Origin of the sequence: Caproiciproducens sp. CPB-2 (assembly GCF_036287215.1) — a bacterium.
In the GTDB taxonomy this organism is placed as follows: domain Bacteria; phylum Bacillota; class Clostridia; order Oscillospirales; family Acutalibacteraceae; genus Caproiciproducens.
Map to the genome: position 1 here is coordinate 412,198 of NZ_CP142860.1, position 11,965 is coordinate 424,162.

The 11,965-nt window shown below is 58.4% G+C and carries 18 protein-coding genes; all 18 read right to left on the reverse strand.

Annotation, left to right across the window (positions count from 1 at the left end):
* Positions 1-2 precede the first annotated feature (2 nt).
* A complete protein-coding gene (locus tag VXK30_RS01990) occupies positions 3-320 on the reverse strand; it encodes a head-tail connector protein (RefSeq protein WP_275717385.1) in 318 nt (105 codons plus the stop codon).
* A 68-nt stretch (positions 321-388) separates the two neighbouring features.
* Positions 389-1,579: a phage major capsid protein gene (locus VXK30_RS01995; RefSeq protein ID WP_275717383.1), complete on the reverse strand. Its 1,191-nt coding sequence runs from the start codon at positions 1,577-1,579 to the stop codon at positions 389-391.
* Positions 1,580-1,598: 19 nt separating this feature from the next.
* Positions 1,599-2,357: a head maturation protease, ClpP-related gene (locus tag VXK30_RS02000; protein ID WP_275717381.1), complete on the reverse strand. Its 759-nt coding sequence runs from the start codon at positions 2,355-2,357 to the stop codon at positions 1,599-1,601.
* Positions 2,332-3,600, reverse strand: a complete 1,269-nt coding sequence (locus VXK30_RS02005; protein ID WP_275717379.1) for a phage portal protein — start codon at positions 3,598-3,600, stop codon at positions 2,332-2,334. Before VXK30_RS02005 ends, VXK30_RS02000 begins: the two co-directional genes overlap by 26 nt.
* 85 nt (positions 3,601-3,685) lie before the next feature.
* Positions 3,686-3,982 carry a hypothetical protein gene (locus VXK30_RS02010; RefSeq protein ID WP_275717377.1) on the reverse strand — a complete coding sequence of 99 codons (297 nt, stop codon included), beginning with the start codon at positions 3,980-3,982 and terminating at the stop codon, positions 3,686-3,688.
* 17 nt (positions 3,983-3,999) lie between these two features.
* Positions 4,000-4,335 (reverse strand): type II toxin-antitoxin system RelE/ParE family toxin, encoded by a 336-nt coding sequence (locus VXK30_RS02015; protein WP_275717375.1) that lies wholly within the window; start codon positions 4,333-4,335, stop codon positions 4,000-4,002.
* Positions 4,332-4,637 (reverse strand): type II toxin-antitoxin system RelB/DinJ family antitoxin, encoded by a 306-nt coding sequence (locus VXK30_RS02020; protein ID WP_275717373.1) that lies wholly within the window; start codon positions 4,635-4,637, stop codon positions 4,332-4,334. The genes VXK30_RS02015 and VXK30_RS02020 overlap by 4 nt, the downstream gene beginning before the upstream one ends.
* Before the next feature lie 67 nt (positions 4,638-4,704).
* Positions 4,705-6,315, reverse strand: a complete 1,611-nt coding sequence (locus VXK30_RS02025; RefSeq protein WP_275717371.1) for a terminase large subunit — start codon at positions 6,313-6,315, stop codon at positions 4,705-4,707.
* 90 nt (positions 6,316-6,405) lie between these two features.
* Entirely contained in the window at positions 6,406-7,161 is a 756-nt protein-coding gene (locus VXK30_RS02030) for a MerR family transcriptional regulator (protein WP_275717369.1), read from the reverse strand.
* A 120-nt stretch (positions 7,162-7,281) separates the two neighbouring features.
* Entirely contained in the window at positions 7,282-7,515 is a 234-nt protein-coding gene (locus tag VXK30_RS02035) for a DUF7678 domain-containing protein (protein ID WP_275717367.1), read from the reverse strand.
* Positions 7,516-7,528: 13 nt separating this feature from the next.
* Entirely contained in the window at positions 7,529-7,693 is a 165-nt protein-coding gene (locus VXK30_RS02040) for a hypothetical protein (protein WP_275717365.1), read from the reverse strand.
* Between the two features lie 138 nt (positions 7,694-7,831).
* A complete protein-coding gene (locus VXK30_RS02045; protein ID WP_275717363.1) occupies positions 7,832-8,008 on the reverse strand; it encodes a DUF5049 domain-containing protein in 177 nt (58 codons plus the stop codon).
* Positions 8,001-8,231, reverse strand: coding sequence for a DUF4314 domain-containing protein (locus tag VXK30_RS02050; protein ID WP_275717361.1), 231 nt, complete (start codon positions 8,229-8,231; stop codon positions 8,001-8,003). The genes VXK30_RS02045 and VXK30_RS02050 overlap by 8 nt, the downstream gene beginning before the upstream one ends.
* A gap of 13 nt (positions 8,232-8,244) precedes the next feature.
* Positions 8,245-8,913 carry a virulence protein gene (locus VXK30_RS02055; RefSeq protein ID WP_275717359.1) on the reverse strand — a complete coding sequence of 223 codons (669 nt, stop codon included), beginning with the start codon at positions 8,911-8,913 and terminating at the stop codon, positions 8,245-8,247.
* 137 nt (positions 8,914-9,050) lie between these two features.
* The gene (locus VXK30_RS02060) at positions 9,051-10,346 is read right to left on the reverse strand and encodes a site-specific DNA-methyltransferase (RefSeq protein WP_275717357.1); all 1,296 of its coding nucleotides are present in this window, start codon (positions 10,344-10,346) and stop codon (positions 9,051-9,053) included.
* Positions 10,347-10,349: 3 nt separating this feature from the next.
* On the reverse strand, positions 10,350-10,898 hold the full coding sequence (locus VXK30_RS02065) for a hypothetical protein (protein ID WP_128743945.1): 549 nt from the start codon (positions 10,896-10,898) through the stop codon (positions 10,350-10,352).
* A gap of 151 nt (positions 10,899-11,049) precedes the next feature.
* Positions 11,050-11,400 carry an HNH endonuclease gene (locus VXK30_RS02070; RefSeq protein WP_128743946.1) on the reverse strand — a complete coding sequence of 117 codons (351 nt, stop codon included), beginning with the start codon at positions 11,398-11,400 and terminating at the stop codon, positions 11,050-11,052.
* A 111-nt stretch (positions 11,401-11,511) separates the two neighbouring features.
* Entirely contained in the window at positions 11,512-11,946 is a 435-nt protein-coding gene (locus tag VXK30_RS02075; protein ID WP_275717352.1) for a DUF1492 domain-containing protein, read from the reverse strand.
* Positions 11,947-11,965: the final 19 nt, after the last annotated feature.

An 11,965-nucleotide genomic window follows, 5' to 3' on the forward strand; every position in this document is an offset into this window, starting at 1 on the left:
AGCTATACCTTCCAATCCCGATCCAGCCGCAGCAGCAGATTGACCGTATCCCACACCTGCCGGCCCGCCTGCACGGAATCGGCGAAAAAGCCGCCCGTGGAGCCGTCGCGGGACTCGTACCAGTTGGAAACGAGCATAATCACGGCCTGCTCGGTGGTGGGAGACATGGCGTTTTCGCCATAATATCCCGCCGAAACGTGCTGGTAGCTTTCGGCGTAGGAGATGGCGGCGGCAATCAACCGCAGAAGCAAATCATCGTCCTGATCGTGTGTGAGGATCAGGTTTTCCTTAACTTGAGCCAGTAAATCCGCGGGCGTCATGCCGCCGCGCCTCCTTTCGTCGTTACGAGCTTCACAGCTTTCGCTTCCACGCGAGCGTGAAAATCATATTACGAACCCGCCGCCATTTTGAGCAGCTGGATGCCTTCCGCAAGGATGACCTTGCCGTCCACGCGCTCGGCGGCGATGAAGCCCACCTGCCCGTTTCCGGCGTAAAGCTCGTTCAGCCTCTGCACCGTGCGGCCCATGCGGTCGGCGATCCAGTAGTTGGAGAAGTCCCCGAAGGCAATGGGGAGAGAGCCGGCTTCCGCGGCGGGGGCATAGGGGCTGGTGTAAATCGGGTATCCCAGCAGTCTGTCCGGCTGTCCCGCCTGAATGGAAGGCTGCCAGAGGTACGCGCCGTTGACATCCTTCAGTTTGCGCAGGGCGGAGACCGTCACATCCTTCATCAGGAACACTGCGTTCCTGCGGTAAGGGGATTTCAGCGCATAGATCAGGTCGACCAGGTTATCGACGGTGATCGCCGTGGCGGAACCCGCGGTTACGCCCACCGTGCCGCCGTTTTCGGCAAAGATGCCCGTGGGCTGGCCGGTTCCGGTGCCGACGCAGAAGGCTTCTTCTTCCGCAACGCCGAAGGCGCGTGCAAATTCGAGGGCAATGTAGCTTTCCAGATCGAACATGCTGTCCTGCAGAAGCTCCACGGAAACCTTCACAAGGTCGGTCAGCTTGAAGGCGTCGATGGTTTTCTGGGCAAAGGTCGGATTGCTCTCAGTGTAGGCGGCGTTTTCCGCCGTCCACTGGGCGGTGGAATGGGTGGCGGCAACGGGAATCTTGCGCTCCGCCGAGGTCGTGATCACCTTGGCGATCGAGCGGACGACGTTGGTTTCCTCCAGCCCCGCGACAATCCGGTTTTCAAACTCCGCGGGAACCAGATAGCCGCCGTCCGTGTCGGGGGACGTGCTCAGAACGTTGTTGACGGGCGCTCTGCCGCGCAGGATGTTCAGAAAGTCGGCGCGGTATTCGGCGGCGGCGCGGATGTTTTTCGGCGCTCCGCCGGTCTTTTCCGGGATGTTGGTAATGGGAGCGCTGGTCGCCTTTGAAAGCTCCGCGTCGATAGCCGACTGGCGTTCCAAACGCTCGATTTCCTTTCCCAGCGCCATGACGTCGGCTTCCATCTTGTCGTAGACCGCCGTGTCCTCGGCGGAAAGCAGGCCGTCGCCGCTCCGCTTGGAATCCAGAAACGCCTTGGCCGCGTCCCACGCTTTGGCGCGCTTTTCGCGCAGTTCGAGAATCTTGTTCATGCTGTTTTCCTCCTTAAAATCAGTGAGTAATCAAAAAAAGACGCTGTTCCAACGCCGCAATCGGGGTTCCTGTCTTGGGTTTCGGCGTTTTGGGAAGTCTGCTGATCAGCGACGCCGTAACCGCCGTGCGGGAAAAGATCATGGCGTCGGCGGGCGCCGGTTCGCTTTCGGCAAACAGGATTTTGTCCGCGAACCCCAGTTCAACCGCCTTGTTGGCGTTCATCCAGGTTTCGGCGTCCATCAGGTGAGAGAGCTTTGTCCGGGACAGCCCGGATTTCAGCTCGTAGGCGTTGATGATGCTTTCCTTTACCTCGTCCAGAAGGGCCTTGGCCCGGAGCATCTCCTCGCTGTCGCCGACGGCGATGGTCGAGGGGTTATGGATCATCAGCATGGACACGGGGGACATATATACATCGCCTCCCGCCATGGCGATGACCGAGGCCGCGGACGCCGCCAGCCCGTCAATCTTTACGGTGACGCGCCCGGCGTAGTCCATCAGCATGTTGTAAATCTGCGCCGCCGCGAACACGTCGCCGCCGGGGGAATTGATCCACACGGTGACGCTGCCGTCGCCGGCAAAAAGTTCGTCCTTGAACATCTTGGGGGTGACTTCGTCGCCCCACCAGGTTTCGTCCGAGATGACGCCGTTGAGATAGAGCGTGCGCTCATGGGAATCCTCATCCCGCACCCAGTTCCAGAAGCGGCGAGCCGCCGGCGGCGATTCGCGCCCCCGGCTTTGATCTTTTTGAGGGCTACCTGCCCGCGTTTGTACCTGCATTCTCAGAAGCCTCCTCTTCATAAAAATTTCCCGCCTGAGAAAGCGGGAGCATGTTTCCGTTGACCAGATAGAGATCGCCGCCTTCCTCGGCGGGAATGCGGTTCATGTCCTCCAGCTCGCGGATGTCGTTGGCGGAGAGCCAGCCGTTCTGCCGCCCGACGGCGTACCCGTTCATGCGGCTCTGGTAGTCGCCGCGCAGAAGGCCGTCCAGATTAAACCGGATGAACAGCGATGCTTTTTCGGAGGGAAGGAGCAGGGACTGCTGAAGGCTCTGTTCCCAGCGGATCACCCACGGGTCGAGGGTGTACTTCACGAATTCCAGGCTCTGCTGTTCGATGTTGGAGAAGCTGGATTTCTCAAGGTCTCCCACCATGTGGGGCGGCACGCGGAAGATGCGGGCGATTTCGTTGACCTGAAACTTGCGCGTTTCCAGAAACTGCGCTTCCTCCGGCGGAATGCCGATGGCTTGAAACTTCATGCCCTCTTCCAGCACGGCCACACGATGGGCATTGCCGCTGCCCTGATAGGCGGAGTTCCAGCTGTCCTTGACCCTCTGGATGTCTTTAATGACACCGGGATGCTCCAGCACGCCGCCGGGGTTCGCCCCGTTGGCAAAAAAGCTGGCGCCGTACTCTTCGGTGGCAAGCGACATCCCGATGGCGTTTTTCGCCATGGCGATGGGGCTGTAGCCGATCAGGCCGTCGAACCCAAGCCCGGGAATGTGCAGGATTTCGTCCCGGCGAAGCGTGACATATCCGCCCTTTGGGCTGAAACCGCTTTCGTCCGCATCGCGGTAATAGGTATAGAGAAGCTCTCCAGACCGGCCGCGGCCGACGTCCATTTTGTTCGGCAGGAGCGGATACAGCGCTACTGCCTGCCCGCGCCCGTTGCGGATGACCTGCGCGTAGGCGTTTCCCCAAATGAGAAGGTGGCTCATCAGCGTTTCCCGGAACACGAACGAGGTCATTTCCGGGTTCGGCTCGTCATGAAGCAGGCGGTAAAGCGGGTGCAGGGGAACGCGTTCCTTTCCGCCGTCCGCCCTGTAACGGTAAATATGCACGGGAAGCCCGGCGACGGCCTCGGACAGGATGCGCACGCAGGCGTACACCGCCGTGGTCTGCATGGCCGTCCGCTCGTTGACCGCTTTGCCGCTGGCCGTGCCGCCGAACAGGAAGCTCAGGCGGCCGGGAAGACTGTTCTGCGGCTTGTCACGGGAACGGAACAGGCCTGAAAATATGCTCAAATGGCGTCACCTCCTAAAAATGGGCATAAGAAAAGGACGGCCGATCGGTCGTCCTTTCGAGCGCTGTATAATGTAAACGGCTTTTTTAATCCCGCTGCTTTTCCGGGTCAATCCCCGTGGCTCTGAAAATTGCTTCACAGAGAGCGTTCGTAAGATAATTGTCCCCGTCTTCCGCGAAAACAAGGCGCGTGGCGTCTTCGGATTCCTCCGCCAGCCATTTTCCGTCGTATGGATTGTCGTCCAGCATGGCCCGCTGTTCCTCCGTGTCGTTTTCAAGGGACGCGGCGTAAGTACCGTTGTTGAGGCCGGTCACATACACGTTATCCAGGAAGGACTCCATCTGCTCGCGGCTCATGCGTTTGATCGCGTCAAAATTATCCACGCGTTTTCCCCCGTTTCTCAGGTGTTCTCTTCCGTCTGCCGCAGCTGCGCGTCAAGATCGCGCCCGCCGTACATGATGCGGATGACGACGGCCGTTTTCTGGGTTTCTATCGGCAGATAAAACACCAGATAGTGATCAACCGGCAAAACCCGCAGCCCTTTGCCATGCCACGGCTCTTTTTCATAGAGCAGGAAGCGAAGCGGCATCTCGTTCAATCTTGCCGCCGCGTCCAGAATACGCCGGGCCTGCTTCTTTGCGATTTCCGGCTCCAGCAGCGAGAAAGCGATATATTCGTAAATATCGCGCAGGTCGCGCTCCGCCTGCTCGGTGTAGGCCACGTTCCAGACGCTCATACTCCGTAATCCCGGCGCATCCTGTCGGCAACGCCGTCCGCTGAAACAACCTTACCCGAGGCCAGATCCGCCAGCCCCTTTTCAATTTCGGCGTTGAACTGCTCCTCGCTGAGCGTGCCGACGGGCAGCGGTTTGCTCCGCGGCAGTTTCATATCGAAAGGAATCCCGCGCTGCAGCACGACCTGCCTCAGAAAAAGACCGATCGCGTTGGACATGGGGATGCCGAGCTGTTCCAGCACCTGTTCGGCCTGTTCCTTAATTTCGGGTTCGACACGCGCGAAAATATTTGATGTTCTTGCCATTGCGAACACCTCCCATACCGCTATTATACCCGATTGTATTGCGATATGCAATCTCTTCGCAAAAATGTTACAGAATCAGAATCCCCCTTTCGTCATACACGCTCTCCGCTGTTCCGCCGGCTCCCAGCGCCGCCCGGGCAAACCCCATGATCATCGCCACCACGCCGTCGATTTTCTCGGTGGACTTTTTCTTGTTGGGCTTGATGTTGCCCGCCGCGTCCTGATCGATGATGACGTTTGCCATGTTCCAGTCGAGGACGGGGTGCCGGCCGTGGCGGATTCTGCCCTCCATCACGAACTGATAGAAGTCCTTGCTGGCCGGTGACATGGAGCCGAAGCCCTGCCCGAAAGGGAAAACCGTGAAGCCCTTTTCCTCGCCCAATTCCTCAAGGTCGCGGCGTACTTTCTCCGCGCCCCACCTGTCGTAGGCGATTTCGCGGATTCGGTATTTCTCCGCCAGTTTCCCGATGAACGCCACGATGTAGTCGTAGTCCACCACGTTTCCCTCGGTGGTGTTGAACACACCCTGCTTTTTCCACACGGCGTAGGGAACGTGGTCGCGGCGCGTCCGCAGATCGATCACGTCCTCCGGCAGCCAGAAAAACGGCAGGACGGTATATTTCATATCCCCGCCGCCCGGAGGAAAAACAAGAACCAGAGCGGTCAGGTCGCCGGTGGAGGACAAATCCAATCCGCAGCAGCAGTCCCGGCCTTCGTATTCCTCCCAGTCGATGTCCTCACCCAAAGCATCCCATTTGTCCATCGGCATCCAGCGGATGTCGGCGTTGCACCATTCGTTCAGGCGGAACTGCCGAAAGTGCATCTCCTCGGCGGGGTTCTGTTTTGCCTGCTCATACGCGGCCCTGACGGTTTCAAAAGGAATCGTCACGCCGATGGAGGGGTTCACCCGCCGCCAAACAGCCTCGTCCTTCCAGTCGTCGCCCTCCTCAATGCCGAACACGGCGGGATAAAACGACGGGTCGATTTTAGTGCCGTCCATCACAGCTTTTGCTTTGCAGTGGATTTCATAGCAGATGGAAGTCTTATCCCGACCGGCGGTGGTGATAAGAAAATACAGCGGCTGGCGACGGGCGTCGCCGGTGTACTTGGTCATGGTGTCGAACAGTTCCCGGGTCTGCTGGGCGAACAGTTCGTCGAAAATCAGCCCCGACACGTTGAAGCCCTGCTTGGATTTGGTTTCGGAGGAGAGCACCCGGTAGAAGCTGTTGGTGTAGGGAAAGATGATCCGCTTGGTGGAAGGAACCAGCTTGGAAAGCGCCCGCAGGTCGGGGCACTGCTCCACCATGGCGCGGGCGGTGTTGAACACGATGGACGCCTGATTGATGTCGGCGGCGCAGGAGTAGACCTCCGCGCCCGCTTCGCCGTCGGCGAACAGCAGATAAAGGGCTACGGCGGCGGCCAGCTCCGACTTGCCGTTTTTCTTGCCCACCTCCACATAAGCGGTGCGGAACTGCCGGTACCCGTCCGCGTCCACAATCCCAAAAAGATCCCGGACAATCTGCTCCTGCCACGGCATCAGGCAAAACGGCCTGCCGTACCATTCGCCGGTGGTGTGCCTGAGCATCTGAATAAAATTCACCGCGAAGTCGGCCCGCCGGGTGTCATAATGGCTGGTCGGCAGCATCAGCGGGGTCGGTGTATATTGAAAAGCGCCCATCGGCGGAACCTCCTTTTTATAAAAATGCGCGCAAAAAAGGCGGCGGACTGTTTTTGTCCGTCACCTTTTGCCTGAATGATTTCGTTGATGCTACGCGCAGAAAATCTGTACCGCGTCCTTTAAGAACACGGCGCATCCGGGCACGATGGCGTCATAATACGCGGTAAATCGCGGGTCGTCCACATACATCTGCGCAACGCCCCTGTGCGCTTCTTTGCTGTAATGATCCCAGTAAAAGCAAAGCCACCTCTTGTGGAGCGCGCAGGCTTTTTGCGCCAGTTCGCCGCCGGGGTCGCCCTGCTCGAAGGCTGCCTTCAGGGTGTTGTTCAGTTCTTGCGTCAGGGCTTCCAGCTCGCCGTACTGCTCTTTGGTCATGTTTTTGAGCTTGGTGTTCGAACGGCCGACGGCTTCGTCCCCGTATTTTTCCCGGATTTCCCCTCCGTATTTTTGCTCGTTGTCCAAAATCAGCTTTTCCTTGAAGCCCTCGAATTTTTCCTCATCTGTCATTTCCGCTTCCCCCTTCATTGCCGAAATGCTTTTCTGTACATTGCCGATCAGGCGGTCCAGCCGGGCACGCTTCTCCCGCAGAGCGGTGAGATGATTCTGCAGAGCGGACAGTCCGTCAAAGTCCTTCTCCGCCAAAATGCGCCCGATTTCCGACAGTTCCACGCCCAGTTCCCGGTAGAATAAAATCTGCTGGAGCCGGTTTACTTCCGTTTCTCCGTAAATCCGGTACCCGTTGGAGCGCACGGTTTTGGGCGGGAGCAGGCCGCACTGGTCATAATAGCGAAGCGTCCGGGTGCTGACGCCCGCCAGTTTTGCAAGCTGGTTGATGGTGTATTCCATTGACGTTTCCTCCTGTGAGTATCAGTGTAAACCATGACGCAACGTCAATGTCAACACCTTTTTGAAAATATATGGAACGAGAGCCAGCCCCTCGCGGGGCGCTCCCGATTGCTGTCGCGGTTAATTGTACTTTTCGAGAATCATGGCGTAAACCGCTCTGACCTCGCCGGCGGGCTTTACGTCCCAGCCGCGGTCGTAGTTGCAAAGGTCTCGGTGGTCGTTCAGCCTGCGGATGGTCAGCTTGGAAATGCGGCCGCCGTCAATGCCGAATTCGGAGCCTTCCTCGTAGTGCTTGACCCAGTATTTGTACGGAACGCCCGTTTCCGGGCCGGTGAGAATGCCTTCGCTCCACATGGCGGTTTCCTCCTTACGGTTTCTCGGTCAGCTTCCCGCCGACCAGAATGCAGCGGTGCTCCCGCCCGGTTTTGTCCGCCGCGATAATGCGCAGTTCGCCGTTTTCAAAGGCGTTGTATGCCTTGATAAAGCGCCAGCCTTCGCCGAGCTGTTCCTTGATTATCTGCCTGTAATCCATCGTGGGTTCCTCCCTGAAAAAGTGTTGTGTGCCTTTCGGCATGTACATATATCACTCTGAACGCCCGGAACAGCAAGTCATTTCGCCGATATATTGTGCACAAAGAATTTTTTAGGAAAGGGCGGGCGATTGTGTGCTTCAGCCCTCGCCCGTGAGGATGAACCGGGAATAGGCTTTGCGCTCGGTTTCGAGGAAGTCCGCCAGTTCATAAAAGCCCAGTTCCAGCGCGATGCGCTGAACGGCGTTCGTATCAAACATGTTGGTCTGCCCGGTGTCCCGCACGGCCAGAATCTGCTTCTTCACTTTTTCAGTCATGCCCGCTCACCACCCTGCAAATATCCGCGCCGTAGGCGACCGAAAGGCCGCTCCCGTTGTCCCACGCGACCATGATGCTGCCGGCGTCGTCCACGCCACGCACCGTGCCGCGGGTTCCTATGGGCGGGGCCTGCGGGTCGTTCATCCGCACCAGCTCCACGCGGGAACCCGTGGGATACTGCCGGCGGAGCCGCTCCACCGTTTCTCTGCTTGGAAAATTCATTGTGTTCACCGCCTTACCGTACTCTGGATTTGTAGGAGCCGTTGCCCTTGAGGCTCGCCAGCAGGATTTTCCGCGCCTGCTTGTATTCCTCCCCGATGAAGCCCAGCGAAAGAAGCCAGCACCGCATGGCGTATTTGGGGTTATCCGCCTCGTGCTCCCGGGCGGTGACGCGCTTTTTCTTTTTGGCCGCTTCGCAGAGCTTGGCAATCAGGGCAGTGTAGGCGGCGACGGTGTCGGCATCGTCCGTAAACCGGAACCAGGGGAAGCACAGCCTGCCGCCGTCCTCGTTCGTCTGCCGGATGGGCAGATCCTCCGTTCCCAGCGCCGCTTTCAGAAGCGCGGCCTTGGCGTTCACCATTTTGCAGAGGTTGTCGACCTTTCTGGGGGAAAAGCCGTCCATCGGCATCTCGATGGTCAGAATGTCCGGGGCGGCGCTCGCTTTTTCCGCTTCCGGTTCATCGTAAGCGCGAACCTCGGCGGAAAAGCCGCGTTCTTTCAGGGCCTCCTCAAGCTCCCGGCTGTCCGGGCCGGCGACCAGCCCGGTTTTGCCGACGCGGTAGGCGCCGACCTCGTATTCGAACGAGGGCGCGCCGAGGTAATGAACCGGCTGATTCAGAATTTCACCGGCGGCGCCGGCCAGCGACTTGCGTTTCTCTCCGACAAGGTTGTAGTTGAGCTTCATGATGGAATCCTCCGTTTTGCTTTGATTCCGGCGGGCTTCCGTCCTCCGGTGACTACATATATCACTCCAAAGCGTGAGAATAGCAAGTCCTTTCGGCGCCGTAATGCCGACAAAGATGTGCGCAGGGATTTGTGTAATTAAGCTTCCCTTGAAATGTCTTTGACAAGGTCGGCGTAGGCATAGGTCCTGCCGTCCCTCTCGCAGGTGACGTCCGCGCCGCCGTTCTGTTTGAACTTGGCATAGCGGCGCAAAATCACGCTTGCGTACTTTTCATCCAGCTCCATCATGAAGCAGATGCGGTCGGTCTGCTCGCAGGCAATGAGTGTGGAACCGGAACCGCCGAAAGTGTCCAGCACAATGGCATTTGCCTGGCTGGAGTTGCGGATGGGATAGGCCAGCAGGTCGAGGGGTTTTGACGTCGGGTGGTCGCTGTTCTTTTTCGGCTTGTCAAAATTCCAGACCGTGGCTTCCGAGCGGCCGGCGTACCACTTGTGCGTACCGGTTTTGAGCCAGCCGTAGAGAATCGGCTCGTGCTGCCACTGGTAGGGCGAACGTCCCATGACAAAGCTGTCTTTTACCCAGATGCAGGTTCCGGAGAGGTGAAAGCCGGCTTCCCGGAACGCCCGGCGGAAGTTTTCGCCCTCGGTGTCCGCGTGGAAGATGTAGGCGGAGCCGCCGCTTTCCAGATTGTCCGCCAGATTCCGGAATGCCGAAAGCAGAAAAGCATAGAACTGGTCTGATTTCTGGCTGTCATTCCTGATTTTCAGTCCGCTGGAACCCTCGAAATTCACGTTGTACGGCGGGTCGGTCAGAACAAGGTTTGCCTTGCGGTTTCCACCGGGGCTCCCGGCGCCCATCAGCTTTTTCACCGTTTCCGCGTCGGTGGCGTCGCCGCAGATCAGCCGGTGCCGTCCCAGCGTCCACACATCGCCGGGCAGAACAAAAGCCGCCTCTTCCAAAGCGGCCGTGAGGTCAAAGTCATCATCCTGCACCTCGCCGGTGTCGGCGGCAAAGAGCTTTTCAATCTCATCTGCCCCGAAGCCGGTCAGCTCCACATCAAAGCCGAGGTCCTTCAGCTCGCCGAATTCCAGCGCCAGCAGTTCCTCGTCCCATCCGGCATTCAGCGCAAGGCGGTTGTCCGCAAGAATATAGGCGCGCTTCTGCGCTTCGGTCAAATGTTCCGCAAACACGCAGGGGATTTCGGTCATGCCCTCGGCTTTCGCCGCCAGCACGCGCCCGTGCCCCGCGATGATGTTGCAGTCCTTATCCACAATGACGGGATTGACAAACCCGAATTCCCGCAGGGAGGCGCGAAGCTGCAGAATCTGTTCCTTGGAGTGCGTCCGTGCGTTGCGGGCGTATGGCACCAGTTTGTCGATATTCACTTTTTCGAACCGGGAAGTCCCGGCAGGAAACCTTTCCGTCGGCTGCATTGGCTAAAACCCCCTGTTCCTGAGCATCTCGAGGAATTCGTTCTTGCCCTCGTATTTGGTTTCGCAGTTCTGCGAAACGATCAGCCAGATTTGGTTGTAGACCGCCATCATGGCTTTCTGATAATCCAGCGCCATGTTGACGTAAGGCGACCGCTTGCCGGACGCGATGCGCCCCAGCCGGCGGTTCATGTATTCGCATTCCAGATAGGCCCTGCGCAGGAACGCGAAGTCCTCGATCAGGTTCGGCGCGACCAGTTCTCCGCACCCGGAACCATCGACCCACTCTGCGAGCATTTTATAAATCCCGCTTGCCGGCGGCAGGACGTCGCCGCCCTCCTTGGCAGCCATGTCAAGGAAGGACGGCATACGGCGGCTGTTTTTGGTTTTTGATTTCTGCGAGTTTGATTTTTTTTCAAAACCTGTGTTTGATTTTTCACCCGCGGGAAATTTCAGCTTGGTCAGTTCCCGTTTTCCGGGGTTGCCTTCGATGATCTTGTCCGCGAGCGGTTTCTTTGGGCGGCCCGCGCCCGGCCTTGCTCCTCCTCTCGGCACGGGCATCGCCTCCTTTGCCGCGCTTTTTGAAAAAGTTTTTGATTCTGCGAAAATTCATACGAAGGGCCGGGCGCGCTGTCCTGCCCGAAAGCCGCAGAGATTCGGACCGCCCCTCCCGTTGAATTCACAGCCTTTGATTTATTTCATAGAATCAGAAATAATCGCCGCGTTCGGCATGAAGCCTTGAGTGGCACTCCTGACACAGCGCCTGCAGATTGCTCCAGTCGTTGGTGCCGCCGTCGGTCAGCCTGCGCCTGTGGTGAACCAGCTCGGCGGGGGTCAGCCTGCCTTCTGCCTTGCAAACCTCGCACAGCGGATGCGCCGAAAGGTATGCCGCCCGGATCTTCGCCCACGACCTGCCGTAGCGTTTGTTGCTCTCCGGGTCGCGGCCGTACCGGTTGTAGCGCTTGGCTTCCAGCTTCGCGTGCTCCTCGCAGTAGCGCCCGGCGGTCAGCTTGGGACAGCCCGGGTAGGCGCAGGGCTTTTTCGCTTTGTACGGCACCGTGATTTCCTCCGTTCCGGCGCATGGAAAAAGCCTCCGCGGGTTTTGCTCCCGTGAAGGCTTTCTGATTTTTTCGCCACTCTAACAATATCATAAGAGCCGCGTGGCTTTCTATGGCCTCGGGTGGCGAATCGCATCCACCTCGTTTAACGCCTTGTTGTGAAGGCGGTGCACCCAGCGGATGTCGAGATGCAGCGTCACGGAGATTTCCGCCCATGTGTTGAAGCACAGGTAGCGGAGCTCCAGAATCGTCTGGAGGTCGGGCGCTTCCACACACCGGATGATCGTGACAATTTCATGCTTCAGGTCGATCAGGGCGTTCAGGTCGGCGTTGATTTCGTCCTCCAGGTCGATCATTTTGCAGATCACGTCCTCCATGCGGTGGAAATTCCTTGTGCCGCTGTTCGGCGTCTCGCCCAGAGCGGCGGAGGCTTTCTCCGCCAAATTCCGGAGCGACTGGACCTGCTCCAGTTTTGAGTTGATGCGCTGGTCGATTCGATAGGCTTGGGAAAGGTACTCCTTCGCCGTCATTTCCTGCGTGTTCATAATCTGTACCTCCGGTTTC